Origin of the sequence: Novosphingobium meiothermophilum (assembly GCF_003171715.1) — a bacterium.
Taxonomy (GTDB): Bacteria; Pseudomonadota; Alphaproteobacteria; order Sphingomonadales; family Sphingomonadaceae; genus Novosphingobium; species Novosphingobium meiothermophilum.
The window spans coordinates 25081-41090 of record NZ_QGHL01000013.1 but is presented as its reverse complement, the minus strand read 5'-3'; the positions used below and the strand labels follow the sequence as shown (position 1 = coordinate 41090).

Annotated in this window: 16 protein-coding genes; 4 read left to right on the top strand and 12 right to left on the bottom strand. The window is 64.4% G+C overall.

The features are described from left to right. Positions 1-22: 22 nt before the first annotated feature. The 5 genes from DKM43_RS12585 to DKM43_RS12570 form a co-directional block, all read right to left on the bottom strand. Positions 23-2485: a DUF3987 domain-containing protein gene (locus tag DKM43_RS12585; protein WP_109798848.1), complete on the bottom strand. Its 2463-nt coding sequence runs from the start codon at positions 2483-2485 to the stop codon at positions 23-25. Beyond that, positions 2478-2960 carry a hypothetical protein gene (locus tag DKM43_RS12580; RefSeq protein ID WP_109798847.1) on the bottom strand — a complete coding sequence of 161 codons (483 nt, stop codon included), beginning with the start codon at positions 2958-2960 and terminating at the stop codon, positions 2478-2480. Before DKM43_RS12580 ends, DKM43_RS12585 begins: the two co-directional genes overlap by 8 nt. Before the next feature lie 3 nt (positions 2961-2963). Then, a complete protein-coding gene (locus DKM43_RS12575; RefSeq protein WP_109798846.1) occupies positions 2964-3188 on the bottom strand; it encodes a helix-turn-helix transcriptional regulator in 225 nt (74 codons plus the stop codon). 95 nt (positions 3189-3283) lie between these two features. Beyond that, on the bottom strand, positions 3284-3931 hold the full coding sequence (locus tag DKM43_RS16385; RefSeq protein ID WP_145960522.1) for a hypothetical protein: 648 nt from the start codon (positions 3929-3931) through the stop codon (positions 3284-3286). After that, positions 3928-5202 carry a tyrosine-type recombinase/integrase gene (locus tag DKM43_RS12570; protein WP_109798845.1) on the bottom strand — a complete coding sequence of 425 codons (1275 nt, stop codon included), beginning with the start codon at positions 5200-5202 and terminating at the stop codon, positions 3928-3930. Before DKM43_RS12570 ends, DKM43_RS16385 begins: the two co-directional genes overlap by 4 nt. A 237-nt stretch (positions 5203-5439) precedes the next feature. Here DKM43_RS12570 and DKM43_RS12565 point away from each other — a divergent pair, with 237 nt between their 5' ends. Beyond that, positions 5440-6321 (top strand): LOG family protein, encoded by an 882-nt coding sequence (locus DKM43_RS12565; RefSeq protein WP_109798844.1) that lies wholly within the window; start codon positions 5440-5442, stop codon positions 6319-6321. A gap of 46 nt (positions 6322-6367) precedes the next feature. Here DKM43_RS12565 and thiD read toward each other — a convergent pair whose 3' ends face one another. The 3 genes from thiD to glmM are packed head-to-tail and all read right to left on the bottom strand — an operon-like array spanning position 6368 to position 8677. Continuing rightward, positions 6368-7114, bottom strand: coding sequence for a bifunctional hydroxymethylpyrimidine kinase/phosphomethylpyrimidine kinase (thiD, locus tag DKM43_RS12560; protein ID WP_109798843.1), 747 nt, complete (start codon positions 7112-7114; stop codon positions 6368-6370). 1 nt (position 7115) lies between these two features. Continuing rightward, a complete protein-coding gene (locus tag DKM43_RS12555; RefSeq protein ID WP_109798842.1) occupies positions 7116-7340 on the bottom strand; it encodes a DUF1272 domain-containing protein in 225 nt (74 codons plus the stop codon). Next, positions 7340-8677 carry a phosphoglucosamine mutase gene (glmM, locus tag DKM43_RS12550; RefSeq protein WP_109798841.1) on the bottom strand — a complete coding sequence of 446 codons (1338 nt, stop codon included), beginning with the start codon at positions 8675-8677 and terminating at the stop codon, positions 7340-7342. The genes DKM43_RS12555 and glmM overlap by 1 nt, the downstream gene beginning before the upstream one ends. Positions 8678-8817: 140 nt before the next feature. On the opposite strand from glmM, the gene DKM43_RS12545 reads away from it, so the two are divergent. Then, a complete protein-coding gene (locus tag DKM43_RS12545; protein WP_236632567.1) occupies positions 8818-10098 on the top strand; it encodes a dicarboxylate/amino acid:cation symporter in 1281 nt (426 codons plus the stop codon). Positions 10099-10195: 97 nt separating this feature from the next. Then, a complete protein-coding gene (locus DKM43_RS12540; protein ID WP_109798839.1) occupies positions 10196-10810 on the top strand; it encodes a superoxide dismutase in 615 nt (204 codons plus the stop codon). A gap of 32 nt (positions 10811-10842) precedes the next feature. Here the strand turns inward: DKM43_RS12540 and DKM43_RS12535 are convergent, their stop codons facing one another. After that, positions 10843-11457 (bottom strand): sigma-70 family RNA polymerase sigma factor, encoded by a 615-nt coding sequence (locus DKM43_RS12535; protein WP_109798838.1) that lies wholly within the window; start codon positions 11455-11457, stop codon positions 10843-10845. Continuing rightward, positions 11450-11605: a NepR family anti-sigma factor gene (locus DKM43_RS16520; protein ID WP_236632566.1), complete on the bottom strand. Its 156-nt coding sequence runs from the start codon at positions 11603-11605 to the stop codon at positions 11450-11452. Before DKM43_RS16520 ends, DKM43_RS12535 begins: the two co-directional genes overlap by 8 nt. Positions 11606-11891: 286 nt before the next feature. Between DKM43_RS16520 and DKM43_RS12525 the strand changes: the two genes are divergently transcribed. Next, on the top strand, positions 11892-13562 hold the full coding sequence (locus tag DKM43_RS12525; protein ID WP_109798863.1) for a CHASE domain-containing protein: 1671 nt from the start codon (positions 11892-11894) through the stop codon (positions 13560-13562). A gap of 21 nt (positions 13563-13583) precedes the next feature. Here DKM43_RS12525 and DKM43_RS12520 read toward each other — a convergent pair whose 3' ends face one another. Further along, positions 13584-14378: a response regulator gene (locus DKM43_RS12520; RefSeq protein ID WP_109798836.1), complete on the bottom strand. Its 795-nt coding sequence runs from the start codon at positions 14376-14378 to the stop codon at positions 13584-13586. Positions 14379-14713: 335 nt separating this feature from the next. After that, the gene (locus DKM43_RS12515) at positions 14714-15871 is read right to left on the bottom strand and encodes a GNAT family N-acetyltransferase (protein WP_109798862.1); all 1158 of its coding nucleotides are present in this window, start codon (positions 15869-15871) and stop codon (positions 14714-14716) included. Positions 15872-16010 lie beyond the last annotated feature (139 nt).

Genomic DNA, 16010 nt, shown 5'->3' with positions numbered 1-16010 from the left:
AAACCGACAGAACTTGCTGGCATCACCACTTGCTGCCCTGTGCCAGCGGGCTGACCTGCCACCGCTTGGAGGGCCGCCCCCCTGCCGCTGAAGGTTGGACCACAACCGGACGAACCCAATCGGCATCTTCCAGCACGGCCAGCACGTTCGCCACGCTCTCGGGCGTATCGCAGCCAGCCCATCCCCTGCGCTGAGCCTCGCGAGAGGTGAATTCCCCGGTGACTTCGCCACGCGACATGCGTGCCGCGATCTGGCGAGCCGGTTCGGCGTAAACGTCATGGGCCGACATGTGATAGACCCGCTTGGCGTGGGAGAGATAGAACCGCGAAGCGGCGATGGCCCGTTCCATCACGGGGCCAGAAACATCGCCCTGGCACCCTTCCACAGCGTGGATGACCAGCGCCACCGTGGCGATAACCTTGGGCTGCTTCATCACATGCTGGCGATAGGCCTCCATCAACTCGGTGTTGCGGGCCTCAGCCAGTTGCTTGGCATACTCCCCCTGCCAGAGCGCCATGGCCGCATCGGACAGCCGGAAATGCGGCAGCGTGGTGCCGAGCATCGAAGCGACCGCGCCGTGGGCAACCGGGTCGTAATCCACAAGCCCCGCGATGGCGTCCTGCCCTGCGGCCCACTTGCCGATGTCGTAAAGCATATCGACCAGATGCGTATGCGCCACCGGGTCGGGCATGGTCATCAGACCGAACCGCTGCACAAAGCCATCGGCCTGCCTACCTTCACGTGCCGCGCCGAGCAGGATGCGAAGCAGCGGTTCCGGCTGGATGTTGCCGATAACCGACACGCAAAGCCGGGGGATGTAAACCGCGCCACGCCCGATGCGGTCCGTTTGGAAGCTGCCACTGCCGGTATGCGCGGCGAGGTAGAACGCTTTGCCGGGCTGATTTTTCGGGTCCGCCATCTGCGCGAACAGGCCGGAGGCTTCATCGTCCAGCACCACCACCGGGCCGCCTTCGGTCAGGGCACTGAGCGCTTCGGGCGTCGCGTTGTTGGTGACGGCCCGGCGCAGCGGCGGTGCGACAGGTTCCGGCGGCACCTGCGCCGGGGGCTTGCCCTTGACCGCCGCTGCCTTCGCCGCCTTCACCTGCACATCATACACGATCTTGTTAGCCTGATACCCGGCCAGCCCGACCTGATGTTCCTGCCGATACCGTTCCTCCACCCGGTTCAGCGCCTCCCGCGCGGGAGCAAGGCCAGGCGTCTTGTGCGAGGAAACCGGGGCGATGTTGAGCGCCCAGCTATTCGGCGTCTCGAACCAAGGCCCGTGTTGCTTGAGCGCCAGTTGCACCTTGCCGCTGAGCAGCGATCCGCACGCGGCCAGCACGTTGGAGGCGACGAATTCGCGGCTCATGGGGATGGAGTCGGCATAGCTAACAACCATGTCGGCCAACACGGCAGGCAGGAACCGTGCCTCCCACGGCAGGACCGGCAGCGGTGCGCGCCCGATCGGTGAAGGGACAGGCCAGCCACCCCCTGCGGATTCACTCCCTGCGTCACCCGTGTTGAAACGAAGCGTCCCGAGGGTGATCGGCGACTTGGTGAAGCCACGGAAGGGACAAGCCGCGCAGACCTGCGGCTTGCACGTCCCAAGGGTTTTGCAAAGCGTGGGGCCATACGCTCTGAGCCGGTCCAGCTTCGCTTGGGTTTCGGCGCGGGAATAGTCCGGGTGCCCCTTGGACCATTCGTGGCACAGCGCCTCGCCCTGAACCGTATGGCGAAGCACCCCGAGGCATGCCCGCCATTCCTCCTCGCCCTGATTCTGGCCCTTGGAATCGCGCATCGCGCCGATGATCGCGCAGCGGTCGGCAACCTGTTCCGCGTCGGAAGGCGGAAAGTCGGTCATGACCGAGACGAGGCCGGTATCGTTCGCGGGCGTCCGCCGGATCGCCAGTTCCCCCTGCCAGCAGCCAAGCAGCGCGTCGGGAATCAGCGGGATGTTGCGCCAGTCCCCAGCTCCGTCCCACTGGTAGGGCTGCCCGGTGCGGGGGTGGATCGAAGGCGGCAACACGTCCTGATCGCTCTTGCCGTCACGCGTGGCGCAACGAAATTCCAGCACCATGCCGTTCGGGCCGTTGATCTTCACGGTTTCCACTGGCGCGCTGCCCGGCGGCAGACGGTAAAGCAGCTTGCCCTTGCCCGAGCGCCCCGAGTTGATCGCCACCGCACCGGGCGCGGCGAACAGTTGGCCAAGGTTGATCCCCCGTGCCAGCAGCCATGCCGCTGCCTCCGCGTCATTGTCGATGTCCAGTGCCATTGTGCCGGAGTAGGCGTGGAGCAGCCCCACGCCCTCCTTCAGCTTTGCCGCCGTATCCGGATCGGTGATCGCGTTGGCACGTTCGTTCCAGCCGCGCGACCGGGGGCCTTTGCTGCCCGCGGCGACCGGGCACAGGGCCATGTCGTGCAGGACATATTCGGCGGCAAGCTGGCCGGTGGCAAAAGCCACCGGCACGTTGATCGGGTCAGGCATGGACCACCTCGCAGGCGGCAAGCGTCTCGTCGATCAGGCGCAGCGTGTATTCCAGCACTTCGACAAGACAAACCATCATCGGCACGCCCTTGGGGAGTGCCAGCCCCACCGTGGCGGCAGGGAGGATGTCTTGCAGCACAGCGTCGGAAAAACGCTTCAGCAGGTCGGGGCGCGCCATCACCTCAAGGCCGGGCACAGCTTCGTACCCGAGCACAAAGGGGATCCACCGGCGAAACACATTTGCCGTCCAAGCTCGACGCTCATGCGCGAAGCAGCCCCCGAGGTAGTCGTCGCCCCCTCCCTTCACCGGATGCCGTTCGTAGTCGAGTACAGCACGTGCGGTTCGGAGCGTGGGGGTAAGCGCTCGCCTTGCGTCGGCGAGCTTGTAGGGGTTTCCCGGAAGCTGCAGGGGGTGTGCCTTCCGGTCCTCATAGGCCTTCTTAAAGGCGGCTGACGGCGCGAGGTTCTTGACCATGGGTTACGCCTCCCCGCCGGTGTTATCGTTGGCAGCATTCGCGAGCCATGCGGCGATGTCGGAACGCCGCCAGCGTGAAGCGCGCCCCAGCTTGACGGGGCGAGGGAACCGGCCCGCCTTCATTTCGGAATAAATCCAGCTATGCCCCATCCTGATTTCGGCAGTGAGGTCGGCAAGGTCGAAGAGCCCGGTGGGCTCCTGCGCGGTGGAAGTGTCAGGCAGCGTCATTTCAGTGACTCCGGCCCGGACGGACTGCCCATGCAGTCCTGATATTCCGGGTCGGCAGTCCAGCTACAGCAGCGGAAGTCGCGCGGATTTAGTCCTTAATTCGGTGAATTGTTTTTGGCTTTGGCCCTGAGCGCGAGATCGCTCCGAACGTTGTCGCACAAGCCAGCCCATTTTGAGTGCGGCACCGCATGGCCGCACGCGCGCCATGCCGTGTCAGCAATGTTAGCCGTGATATTCAAATACGGCTTCGCGCTCGTCACACCTCCCGAACGTGCGCGCCCTTCAATCTCGGCAGCACTTGGCGCTTGGCACTTCCCCGCAACTAGCTTCCACGCATCGACACAGGCTATCAGGAACCGGCGATCCCCGACATTTGGCTTGCGCCCGAGCAGTTGCACGTGTCGGGGCACTTCAGCCCACGACCACATGGGCTTGGCTTCACACCACCACCATTGAAGCGCATCTGCGATCACTTTCAGCAGTAGCTTGCGCTTGCCAATGGCCAGTGATCGCACGGCTGGGATCGCCCAAAGTCTTCTACGCAGCCTCTCCTTTTGCAGCCTGGTGAGCGGTTCCCCGATACCTACAGCAATGGGGATCGGCCTGTTCGGGGCCGGAAGCCCAAGTTTCGCGGCGAGCTTTTCGGCAGCGTTGGGGAGCAAGTCGCGCTCTTCCCGCGTCAGCGCACCTCTACGGGTCCTTTTATACCAGCCACCGAGTACGCCAACGCGCATGGTCGTCATGCTTGCGATGCCATGAGCGATACCACATTGTTTTCGGCGCTTGCGCCAGACAGTAGCGGCGAGACAAACATCCCCCATGCATCCATGAGTGTGCGGCGCATGTCGCGCAGGTCCGTGCGTAGATAGGCTTGCTCGGTCGATGTTCCCACCCGGTGGGCCAGTGCCATTTCCGACACCATCGCCGGAATGGTGGGCATTTTCTCGGCAGCCCAGACGCGAAACGCGGAGCGGAAGCCATGCACCGTCTCAGTGCGGTGGGCGAGACGCATGATCTTGGTCAGCGACATATCCGAGAGAGGGCCACCTTTCGTGCCCGGAAACACAAGGCCTTTACGTGCGTCTTCAGGCGCAAGTCGCTCCAGCAAGGCAATCGCTGCGTTGCTCAGGGTGACGACATGCGCGTCCTTCATCTTCATCATGTCGGCGGGGCGCGACCACGTGCGCGCCTCAAGGTCGATTTGCTCCCACCTAGCCTGTCGCACCTCGCCAGAGCGCGCTGCCGTCAGGATGGCGAACATCATGGCGTTGCGGCTGGCCGACTGCCCCTTGCCCAACTGATCCGCAAAAAATTCGGGCACTTCTGCAAACGGCATTGCGGCAAAGTTTCCGCCGCGGGCTTGGCGTGACAGGCCGGACTTCATTTCGCGGGCATCTGGAAGGGCCTCCGTGCGCCAGCCTTGCGCTTTAGCGAAGGCCAGAACCTGAACAATACGCGCGCGCACCTTCTTGGCCATGACCGGCTTGTCGGTCCAGATTGGCGCCAGCGCCAAGAGGATCTCGGGGGCACCAATGGCGTCGACCGTCAACTTGCCGAGCTTGGGGTTTGCATGTTCTTGAAGTGAGGCGAGGAAAGCCTTGGCGTTCTTTTCCGCTAAACCGGGGGCCAGCGCCTTGTGTGCCGAGGTCACCGCCTCGGCAAACGTGGGGATCACCCGTCGTTCCTTGTCTCGTTCCGCAACGGGGTCGGCCCCAGCTTTGGCCAGCTTACGCAGGGCGGCAGCTTTTTCGCGTGCTTCCGCCAGTGTGAGCGATTTGCGGAGCATAAGAGACGTGGCATCCAACGGATTGTGAGCGCCGAATGCATCGCGGCCAGAGCTGTCAACGTCTGCTGTCCCGAGTCCAATGTCGCGCCGCTTGCCCTGATACTGAACCCTGAGCACGAACGTGCGCGCGCCCGACTCCTTGACGTAAAGAAAGAGGCCATCGCCGTCCGCGTGTCGTCCCGGCTTGGCGTTCTTAACCTTGATCGCCGTCAGCTTGCCCATATGCATCTTGTTCCCACGTTTGTTCCCACACTTTGGGGTGGATGCTGGCGGGAGTCAATGGGGCTTGGCGGACAAGAAATCTAGATAAATACAGTGTTGTTAGCATGTTATGAGAAGGTCACGGGTGAGCGTGGACGTGGATTATAATCCTCGCGGGGCATCCACCTTCTCCCTGATTTTCCGGTTCGTTGTGGGTGCAAGTGCCTCTTGCGCTTTGGCTTTTGCGGCCCGACTTAGTGCGGCATGACAGAAGAAGAAAAGAGGCAGCACGAGCTGACCAGCCGCAAGTTCTACAAGGCCGAGCAGGAAGCCGGTTTTGTCGAGAGCCACTCCCAGGCCACACCCCAGCAGCAGCATCCGGCCTATCGCCTTGCGTTCCGCGACATTGATTTCCTCCTGCGCGAGGAACTTCGCCCGGTGCGCTTCCAGCTTGAACTGCTCAAGCCCGAAATGCTGCTGGAAGAGGCCGGGGTGGGATCAACCCTTGTCATCTATGGTTCCGCGCGCATTCCCGCGCCCGATCAGGCAGCGGCCCTTGTGGCCGCCGCCGATACGCCGGAGCGCCGCGCCATCGCCGAACGGCTTGCCGCCAAGGCGAGCTATGTGGAGCAGGCGCGCAGGCTGGCCTATATCGCCAGCAAGTGCGCCCCCGTCGAGGACGGCAAGCGCCAGTTCGTCGTCTGCTCCGGCGGCGGGCCGTCGATCATGGAGGCTGCCAATCGCGGCGCGCACGAGGCGGGCGCCGAATCGGTTGGTCTCAATATCGTCCTCCCGCATGAACAGGCGCCCAACGCCTTTGTCACGCCGCACCTTTCGTTCCAGTTCCATTACTTTGCGCTGCGCAAGATGCACTTCCTGATCCGCGCGCGCGCGGTGGCGGTGTTTCCGGGCGGTTTCGGCACGCTCGACGAGTTCTTCGAGCTGCTCACGCTGATCCAGACCGGCAAGATGCAGCCGATCCCCATCCTGCTGTTCGGCAAGGACTTCTGGAACCGGATCGTCAATTTCGAGGCCCTGGCGGACGAGGGCGTTATCAATCACGCAGATCTTGACCTGTTCACCCCGGTCGAAACCGCCGAGGAGGCATGGCAGCACATCGTGCGGTTCTACGATCTCGATTGCTGAACGGGGTTCGGCGGATGAAAGGGGCGGCTGAAAGGACGGTGCGCGTTCAGCGCACCGCCTGATGGCCCAGCGGCCCGTTCCCGGCGCCGAAACCGGGGGCGGCCATCATTGCCGCGCGGACGAAATCGCGCGCGTCCTCGACCGCGTCTTCCAGCGATGCACCGCTGGCAAGGAAAGTGGCGATCGCGCTCGACATCGTGCACCCGGTGCCATGGGCATGGCGCGTGACAATGCGCGGGGCGGTCCACACCCTGTCGGCCTTTCCGGGCACGACCAGCCGGTCCGTCACCTCATCGCCTTCGGCATCGCCGCCCTTGGCGATATAGGCGATGCCGCGTGCGCGCAGGGCCGCATCGCCGCCCAGCGCCGCCAGTTCCGGCACATTGGGCGTGGTCAGCGTGGCAATGGCCATCAGCCGCTCGAACCCCGCGATGGTTGCGGCATCGGCCAGAACGGCGCCGCTGGTGGCGACCATCACCGGATCGAACACGATCGGCACGGCAAGGCGCTCCAGCCGGTCGGCAACGACAGCGGCAATCTCCGGCGAGCCGAGCATTCCGATCTTCACGGCATCGACGCCGATGTCGTTTGCGCAGGCATCGATCTGCGCGGCAACCATCGCCGGATCGACAGGCGTTGCCGCGTGGACGCCGGTGGTGTCCTGCGCGGTCAGGGCGCAGATCGCGGTCATGGCATAGCCGCCAAGCATGGTGATGGTCTTGATGTCGGCCTGAATCCCCGCGCCGCCGCCCGAATCGGAACCGGCAATCGAAAGCACGCGAACGGGTTGCATGTCAGCTCCTGAACTTGCGCCGGGTGGCGGGGGGATACTTCGCGTGGAGCGCTCTGGCGCGGGTGGGCCGGTCCATCAGTTCGCCGCCGCAGCCGGGGCAGCGGTCATCGAGTTCTTCCGCACATTGCGCGCAGAAGGTGCACTCCAGCGAACAGATGAACGCACCGGGAGCCTCGGCGGGAAGATCGGCGCCGCACCGCTCGCAATCGGGGCGCATCTCCAGCATCAGGCAGCCTTGCGCACGGCGGCGCAGATCTGTTCGACGACCGCTTCGATTTCGGCGGCATCGTCGCCTTCGGCCATGACACGGATGACCGGTTCGGTCCCCGATGGCCGGATCACCAGCCGGCCCTTGCCCGCAAGCCGGGCCTCGGCTTCGGCGATGGTTTCCTGCACGCGGCTGTCCTCAAGCGGCTTGCCGCCCGCAAAGCGCACGTTCTTCAGGAGCTGGGGGACCGGATCGAACTGGTGGAGCAGTTCGCTCGCGGGCTTGCCGCTCGATACCAGCGCGGAAAGCACCTGCAGCGCAGCCACGGTGCCATCGCCGGTGGTTGCGTGGTCGGTCAGGATCATGTGGCCGGACTGTTCGCCACCCACGTTGAAGCCCCCCGCTTTCATGCGTTCAAGCACATAACGATCGCCCACGGCCGTGCGTTCGAGAGTCAGCCCATGGGCATTGAGATACCGTTCAAGCCCAAGGTTCGACATGACGGTGGCCACCACGCCCCCGCCGCGCAACTGGCCGCGCGCCGCCAGCTGCGTGCCGATCAGCGCCATGATCTGGTCGCCATCCACGGTCTGGCTCTTCTCGTCGACCACGATCAGCCGGTCGGCATCGCCATCAAGCGCAATGCCGATATCGGCGCGCGTTTCGCGGACCTTCGCCTTGATCGCATCAAGGTGGGTGGATCCGACATTGAGGTTGATGTTCTTGCCGTTTGGCTCCACGCCGATGGCAATGACTTCTGCGCCCAGTTCCCACAGCGCCGAAGGCGTGACGTGATAGGCCGCGCCATTGGCGCAATCGAGCACGATCCTCAGACCATCGAGGCGCACATTGTCGGGCAGGCTGCCCTTGACCGCGTGGATATAGCGGCCGCGCGCATCCTCGATCCGGCGGGCGCGGCCCACCTGCGAGGCATCGGCGAGCGGCAGTTCCTGCGACAGCATGGCCTCGATCGCGAATTCGGCCTCGTCGGAAAGCTTGTAGCCATCAGGGCCGAACAGCTTGATGCCATTGTCCTCGAACGGGTTGTGGCTGGCCGAGATCATCACGCCGAGATCGGCCCGCATCGAGCGCGTGAGCATGGCTACCGCCGGTGTCGGCATCGGGCCGAGGAGGACCACGTCCATCCCCACCGAGGTGAAGCCCGCCACCATCGCGCTTTCCATCATGTAGCCCGAAAGGCGCGTGTCCTTGCCGATAACCACGCGGTGGCGATGATCGCCGCGCTGGAAATAGGTGCCCGCTGCCTGCCCCACTTTCATGGCCGTGGCGGCGGTCATCACCCCGGCATTGGTCCGGCCCCGGATGCCATCGGTGCCGAAGAACTTGCGTGCCATCGAACGGCTCTTCCCTTGCTTGCTTGCGCCTCCTGTCAGAGGGCGCACGTTGCCATGCCGTGCGACATAGCTAATGTCATCTCAAGATGACCTTACCGACCAGCGAAAATTCGTCCACCGTGTCGCCAGCGGCACCCTCAATGACTTTGCCGCCCATTGCCCAGGTGCCCGCCGCGTGGACATTTCTGGGTCTGCTGGGCGGTCTGGCGGCAGGGGCAGGCGTGGCCTTTGCCGCGCCGCAGGCCCTGCCGCTCGTGGAAATCTGGGTGCAGCCGGTTGGCGAAATGTGGCTCAGGGCCTTGCAGGCCACCATCGTTCCGCTGGTGGCGGCGCTGCTCTTCACCGGCGTAACGCAGACCGTCGCCACGGCCAGTGCGGGTGCGCTGGCACGGCGCAGTCTGGGGCTGTTCCTGATGGTTCTGGCGTTCAGCGCGGCCATGTCGCTCGTGCTGACGCCCGCGCTCATCGCGCTGCTGCCGATACCCGGCGATGCGGCCGAGGCGCTGCGCCAGACCCTTTCGGGCAAGCAGGCAGGCCCCGTGCCGGGGATCGCCGATTTCCTGCGATCGATCGTGCCCACCAACGTTCTGGATGCTGCCGCCAATGACCGGATGCTGCCACTGATCCTGTTCATGGCCGTCTTCGCGCTTGCCGTCACGCGCATTGCTCCACCGCAGCGCGAAGTGATGAGCGCGTTCTTTGCCGCTATTGCCTCGGCCATGCTGGTGGTGATCGGCTGGGTTCTGGCGCTTGCCCCGCTTGGTGTCTTCGCGCTCAGCCTTTCGGTGGCGGCAAAGAGCGGGACAGCCGTGATCGGCGCGCTGGCGCACTATATCCTGATCGTGGCGCTGGCAGGATCGGGCGTGGTCATCGCCGGTTACGTTCTGGCGGTGGTTCTCGCCCGCAAGCCACTGGGCGGGTTCGCGCGGGCCATGGTGCCGGTTCAGACCTTTGCCCTGTCAACGCAGTCTTCGCTGGCATCGCTGCCTGCCATGCTTGGCGCCTGCCGCAATCTGGGCGTGCGCGAGACGACGTCCGAGTTCGTCATGCCGCTGGCGGTTGCGCTGTTTCGCGCCACCAGCCCGGCGATGAATCTGGCCGTGGCGGTCTATGTGGCGCACCTATACGGCGTGGAATTGACGCCCATGGCGATGATGGCCGGATTTACCGTGGCCATCCTCGTGTCGCTCAGTTCGGTCAGCCTGCCCGGTTCGATCAGCTTCGTTGCCTCGGTGGGGCCGATCGCCATTGCCATGGGGATTCCGGTGGAACCGCTGGCCCTGCTGGTGGCGGTCGAAGTTCTGCCTGATCTCATGCGTACGCTGGGCAATGTGACCATGGATGTTGCCGTCACGGCCGCTGTCGACCGGGCGCAGACGGCGGCCGACATGCATCAGGCGCAACTGCCCTTGCAGGAATAACACGCCCCTGAAACCCGGTTTGAGCCTTTGCCAAGGCAACCAAACCCCTTTTCCCGCGTTGATCGGGCACATGTCCCTTCAATCAGGAAAACACGCAATGTCCATCATCCTGCCACCGCTGCCCTATGCCGAGGACGCACTCGCCCCGGCCATTTCCACGGCCACGATGCAGACGCACCACGGCAAGCATCATCGGGCCTATGTCGACAAGACCAATGCGGCGGTCGAAGGCACCGATCTGGCCGATGCGCGGCTTGAGGCGATCATTTCTGCCGCGCAGGACCGTGGTGACAAGGCGCTGTTCAACAATGCCGCGCAGAGCTGGAACCACGCCTTCTACTGGAACAGCCTTTGCCCCTCAGGCAGCGTGCCTGCCGGGTCTCTTGCTGGGGCGATCGATGCGGCATTCGGCTCGTTTGCCGCACTGAAGGAAGAACTTGCCGGACAGGGCGCCGCGCACTTTGCTTCGGGATGGGTCTGGCTGGTGCAGCGCGATGGCAGGCTTGCCGTCGAACAGACGCATGATGCGCAGACCTTCGCCATCGACGCGGCCAAGCCGCTGCTGGTGATCGACCTGTGGGAGCACGCCTATTACCTCGATCACCGAAACCTGCGGCCCGACTATCTCAAGGCCGTGATCGATCGGCACCTCAACTGGGATTTCGCGGCGGCCAATCTGGCCCGCGAGGGCAACTGGACCTACCCTGCCTGATGAGGCTCGCTCCCCCGCCATGCGGGGGAGCTTCAGTCGAACGTGCCGGACTGAACGGTTTCTTCAAGTTCGCCCATGATCGCAGCATGGGCGACCGCATCGTCCGTGCTGCGGCGCGGAATCTGCCCGTCCTCGATCATCTGGCTGAGCGCGGCGCGGGCACGGCCGACGCGGCTCTTGATCGTTCCCACCGCGCAGCCGCAGATCTGGGCCGCCTCCTCATAGCTGAAGCCGCCCGCGCCCACGAGCAGCAGGGCCTCGCGCCGTTCCGGTGGCAGGGTCAGCAGTGCCCGGTGCAGGTCCGACAGGTGCATCGGATCTTCCTGCGATGCCGGGGCCACAAGCGTGCGTTCGGCCACGCCTTCGTCATAATCGGCACGGAAGCGGTTGCGGCGCATGTCGGTAAGGTAGGCATTGCGCAGGATGACGAAGGTCCAGGCGCGCATCGAGGTGCCCGGTTCGAACCGGGCCTGCGCGGACCAGGCCTTGAGCAGGGCTTCCTGCACCAGATCATCGGCAAGGTCGGCGCGGCCGCAAAGCCCCCGCGCAAAGGCGCGCAGATGCGGGATCACGCCCGTCAGTTCCCGCTTGAACGCCGCCGGATCGATGGCGGGGCGGGGCGGTGCTGCGATGTCGGATTCAGCCATTGGCCGGATCGTCCAGCTTTTCGAGGAGCTGTGCGAAAGTGTCGGGCAAAGGCTCGTCCAGCACGGAATCATAGAGCCGTTTCAACCCGTCGGCCCACGCGGGGGTCTGTGTCCGGGCGCTCTTGCGCCGCGGCTGGGCGGGCTTCATCGGCTGGTCCTTCGTCATGCGCTGTGACAACGCTGCTCCCTCCGGGCACAGATACTCAAAAATGGGCTGCCGCAGGGGCGGCACGGAAAGGCACAATGGCATCCGCCCGTCTTCTCCGCCAGCATCCGAGGCTGACCGATGCCGACAGCAGACTTCGGTTATGGAACGATATTGTGGCCCGTCGGTTCCCGGTTTGCAGCAGAGCGGGGCGCATTTCGTTTGCCTTCGTTGCGCGCATTCGGCCAAGTCGGCAGATCGGGTGAAGGAAAGGACATCGGCAGGCGCAATGGAGAAGCTTCTCGCCCAGAAGAAGCTCGCCCCGCGATGGTATGAGCGGTTTCCGCGGGCGGTGCCGATCGGCATCTTCGTGCTGACCATGACGATCACCCTGCTCAGCGTCTTTGCCATCGAGCGGGCCGAGGCGCAGCGGCAGACAGCGCAGGTTGCCCAGACAGCGCAGGCCGTCGCTGCCGGGCTGGAGCGGCGGTTCAACGCCAATTCGGCCTATCTGCGGTCGAGCGCGGCGCTTTTCGCCACGCAGAAGCTGGTCGAGGCGCCCCTGTTCCGCACGTTCGTGCGCCAGTTGCAACTCGATGGCCGCCTTGCCGGGTCTGACGGCATTGGCTGGGCCTTGCGGATCAACCGCGCCGACATTCCCACTGTCGAGGCCGTCATGCGCAAGGGCGGGGCAGCCGATTTTGCGGTGCGCTCCCTGCCCGGAACCGCAAGGCCGACCGTCGTTCCGGTCATGTTTCTCGAACCCGACAGCGAACGCAACCGGCGGGCCATCGGCTTCGACATGTATTCCGATCCCGTGCGCAGGCAGGCGATGAACCGGGCAGAGCAGACCGGCCAGCCTACCGCGACGGGCAAGGTCGTTCTCCAGCAGGAAGGCGATGGCGAGGCGCCGGGCTTTCTCGTCTATATGCCCGTCTTCACGCTCCAGCCGGATGCCGGCGGGCGCAGGCTGCGGGGCTTTGTCTATTCCCCCTTCAACGGCCAGAGCTTTCTCGAATCGGCCATCGGCAGGGACCAGCTTCAGGGCGCGGGCGTCCGCCTGTTCGATGGCGATGATCGGGCCGCACAGCCGCTTGCGGCGATTGCGCCCGAAGAGATTTCGGGGCGCGTGGTGCGGCGTCCGCTCGATCTGGCGGGGCACGATTTCGTGGTCGAGATCGAGGCCCCGGCCTTTCCGCCGCTTTCGGCCATGTCGGCCCTGACGCTCATGTTCGGCCTTCTGGCGGCAACGCTGCTATTGCTGCTGGCCCGGCTCCTGACCCAGCAGGCGGTCGAGGACAGGATCGCGCTTGCCTGGTTCGAACAGCAATCCTCCATCCGCAATTCGCTGACGCGCGAACTCAACCACCGTGTGAAGAATACGCTCGCCAACGTGCTTTCGATCATTGCCATGACGCGCCGACGGGCGACCGGGCTGGCCGATTTTGCCGATAGTCTGGAAGGGCGGATCCGTGCGCTTTCGGCCACGCATGACCTGCTCACGCAGTCTGACTGGGGGGCAACGCCGGTAGCCAATATCATCCGGGCCGAACTGACCCCTTATGCACAAGGGCTGCACCGGCATGTCGAGATCTGCGGACCGGATGTGGAACTTGCGCCCAATGACGCGCTCTCGCTGGGGCTGGCCATGCACGAGCTGGCGACGAACGCAGCCAAATATGGCGCGCTCAGTGTCGAAAGCGGGCGCGTTTCGATCCGCTGGGAGATGGTGGACGACAGGCTCGTGCGGATCGAATGGACCGAGCAAGGCGGCCCTGTGGTCGATGACGATGTGCGGCGCAAGCGCGGGTTCGGCACCGAACTGATCGAAAAGATCGTGGCGCACGAACTGCGCAGCCCCGTGGACCTGCGCTTCGAACCGGCCGGCGTGCGCTGCACCCTGCTGGTGCCGGTGCGCCGCCGCGGTGACTTTGCGATGCGGCAGCGGCCGGGACGCTGATCGCCGCGGCCGCCGGAATCGTCAGAGCGGCTGGCTTGACCTGAAGAACAGGGCCTGACTGATGGCAGCGCGCACCGTGCGCTCCTGAAACGGCTTTGTCACCAGGTAGGTCGGCTCAGGGCGATCCCCCGTCAGCAGGCGTTCCGGGTAGGCCGTGATGAAGATGACCGGGACCGAGCCGATGCTGAGGATATCGTCCACCGCATCCAGCCCCGAACTGCCATCGGCAAGCTGGATGTCTGCCAGCACCAGGCCCGGCCGGGTGCGCTCGACGATTTCGATCGCCTGCGTGCGGGTTGCTGCCATGCCGCAGATATCATGGCCCAGCGACCGGACAAGATCTTCAAGCTGCATGGAAATCAGCGGTTCGTCCTCGATGATGAGCACCGAGGTGGCTGATTCGCGCTCGATCTCGCCAATCGCGTCCTGCACCAGTTGCTCCACCTCGGCACCATCGCGCCCCATGATGAAGGCGGCTTCATCGATGCTGAAATCCTCCAGCGTCGTCAGCAGCAGCGCCTGACGGTTGGCCGGGGTCATTGCGGAAAGGCGCTCCTGCGCCGCGGCCTCGTGCAGCGAAGGCTCGCCATCGGCATGGTTTGCGGTTTCGAGATGCGCGCTCGACCAGACGCGGTCGAAGACATGGTAGAGACTGGCGCGGCTTTTGCCGATCGTGTCGCGCAGGTCCGCATCGGCCAGCGCCGCTTCAAGCGTAGCCCGGACAAAGGCATCACCGGTTGACTGGCTTCCCGTCAGGGCGCGGGCATAGCGGCGCAGATAAGGCAGTTGGCTGGCGACTTGGGCACCCAGAGACATGCAAACCCTTCCCGAACTGTGTCGCCGTGCTTAACGCGCGAGCAGGCATCCGGTTCCCGGCGTCTTTCCGCCCACTCCTGCCCTGCCCTGCCCTGCGACATGCCATCGGCTTACTTTCGGAAGGGGATCGTCAAAAAAAGTTTGGTGCCGCCGGGAACAATCCTGCGGCCCGCGCATTTCCGCATTGTCACCGCCGAGACCCCCCCTCCCGTCCAAGCGGCTGGTGATACGATCCCGAAAGACCCTCGGCGGTAACGCCGGGGGTCTTTTTACATTTGCAGCGGACTTCGCGCCGATTGCCGATCGAAGCGGCGCGGGGTCACGCCAGCATCAAGTCACAAGTGCCTTTCGTAGATCACGTAAGTCTTGTTGATGTGGCTGTCGATCGCCTCGGCAATGGCGTTCATGCCCTGATTGTCCTCAAGGATCCAGCCGATCTCGCCGCGCGTGGCGCCATAATCGCGCACCGAATTGCGCCGGATGTATTCGATCATCATGAAGGCCAGCTGGCTGGCTAGGCGCGATGCCTGAAGCCGCTTGCGCACGCCCATCAGCGGCACGCGCATGGTGCGCACGCGGGGCTTGCGCAGCCACAGCAGCAGCTTGGCCCAGTTGAACGGGAAGAGACTGCCTCCCATCGGCTTGAGAACCTCGTTCAGGTCGGGCAGGGTCATCATGAAGGCCACCGGCTCGCCTTCATATTCGGCAATCATGATGAGATCCTCGCGCACGATCGGCTTGAACTTCTTGCCGGCGTGGAGGATTTCCGCATCGCTGAACGGCACGAAACCCCAGTTGTCGGACCAGGCATCGTTGAGAATGTCGAGGATCAGGGCCGCCTCAGCCTCGAACTTCGACTTGTCCACGTTGCGGATGCGGATCTTGGCGTTCTTCTCGCCCGATTGCACGATGCGCTGGATCAGCGGCGGAAACTCGCGCGTGATGTCCAGCTCGTAGGTGTGCAGCAGCTTGGCGGGCTGGTAGCCAAGGGCATTGATATAGTCGTCATAGCGCTTTGGCTGGTGCCCCATCATCACCGTTGGCGGCTGGTCGAAGCCCTTGACCAGTTGGCCCGGTTCTTCCCAGATCGACATCGAAAGCGGTGCCAGAACGCGGGTCATGCCCTTGTCGCGCAGCCACTGTTCGGCCCGCGCGATGAGGGCATGGGCAATGCCTTCATCCTCGGCTTCGAGCAGCCCCCAGTTGCCGGTGCCCGGCCCCATGCCCTGCGAAGGGTCCATCGCCGTGGCAAGATGGTCGATATGGGCGGAAATACGCCCCACCACCACGCCATTCCGGCGGGCGAGGAACAGTTGCACGTCGGCATGGGCAAAGAAGGGGTTCTTCGCCGGATTGATAAGCTCTTCGGCTTCCATCCGCAGCGGCGGCACCCAGGCAGGATCGGCGGCATTGAGGCGATAGGCAAGATTGACGAATGCCTTCTGGTCTGCCTTGCCGGAAACGGGAGTGATGATTAGTTCGCCTTGGGCCACGATCTTGCCTTTGTTTGCGGGTAAGCGGTCGGTCCGCCGGGGGAACTGCGGTTCCATCCGGCACATTGTCAAGCTGCGAGGCGTGTGCGTGGGGCGCGCCGCGCAGTCAACAAGCCGGGGCAGCCCGGCCATGAATGGG

What these genes read in the sequence shown, in the direction of transcription:
- thiD (WP_109798843.1), bottom strand. Translation starts at nt 7,114, where the DNA reads ATGCAACCCGTTCGCGTGCTTTCGATTGCCGGTTCCGATTCGGGCGGC.
- DKM43_RS12575 (WP_109798846.1), bottom strand. Translation starts at nt 3,188, where the DNA reads ATGACGCTGCCTGACACTTCCACCGCGCAGGAGCCCACCGGGCTCTTC.
- DKM43_RS12585 (WP_109798848.1), bottom strand. Translation starts at nt 2,485, where the DNA reads ATGCCTGACCCGATCAACGTGCCGGTGGCTTTTGCCACCGGCCAGCTT.
- DKM43_RS12520 (WP_109798836.1), bottom strand. Translation starts at nt 14,378, where the DNA reads ATGTCTCTGGGTGCCCAAGTCGCCAGCCAACTGCCTTATCTGCGCCGC.
- glmM (WP_109798841.1), bottom strand. Translation starts at nt 8,677, where the DNA reads ATGGCACGCAAGTTCTTCGGCACCGATGGCATCCGGGGCCGGACCAAT.
- DKM43_RS12580 (WP_109798847.1), bottom strand. Translation starts at nt 2,960, where the DNA reads ATGGTCAAGAACCTCGCGCCGTCAGCCGCCTTTAAGAAGGCCTATGAG.
- DKM43_RS16520 (WP_236632566.1), bottom strand. Translation starts at nt 11,605, where the DNA reads ATGAAGCCCGCCCAGCCGCGGCGCAAGAGCGCCCGGACACAGACCCCC.
- DKM43_RS12570 (WP_109798845.1), bottom strand. Translation starts at nt 5,202, where the DNA reads ATGCATATGGGCAAGCTGACGGCGATCAAGGTTAAGAACGCCAAGCCG.
- DKM43_RS16385 (WP_145960522.1), bottom strand. Translation starts at nt 3,931, where the DNA reads ATGACGACCATGCGCGTTGGCGTACTCGGTGGCTGGTATAAAAGGACC.
- DKM43_RS12545 (WP_236632567.1), top strand. Translation starts at nt 8,818, where the DNA reads ATGACTTTGCCGCCCATTGCCCAGGTGCCCGCCGCGTGGACATTTCTG.
- DKM43_RS12540 (WP_109798839.1), top strand. Translation starts at nt 10,196, where the DNA reads ATGTCCATCATCCTGCCACCGCTGCCCTATGCCGAGGACGCACTCGCC.
- DKM43_RS12525 (WP_109798863.1), top strand. Translation starts at nt 11,892, where the DNA reads ATGGAGAAGCTTCTCGCCCAGAAGAAGCTCGCCCCGCGATGGTATGAG.
- DKM43_RS12555 (WP_109798842.1), bottom strand. Translation starts at nt 7,340, where the DNA reads ATGCTGGAGATGCGCCCCGATTGCGAGCGGTGCGGCGCCGATCTTCCC.
- DKM43_RS12565 (WP_109798844.1), top strand. Translation starts at nt 5,440, where the DNA reads ATGACAGAAGAAGAAAAGAGGCAGCACGAGCTGACCAGCCGCAAGTTC.
- DKM43_RS12535 (WP_109798838.1), bottom strand. Translation starts at nt 11,457, where the DNA reads ATGGCTGAATCCGACATCGCAGCACCGCCCCGCCCCGCCATCGATCCG.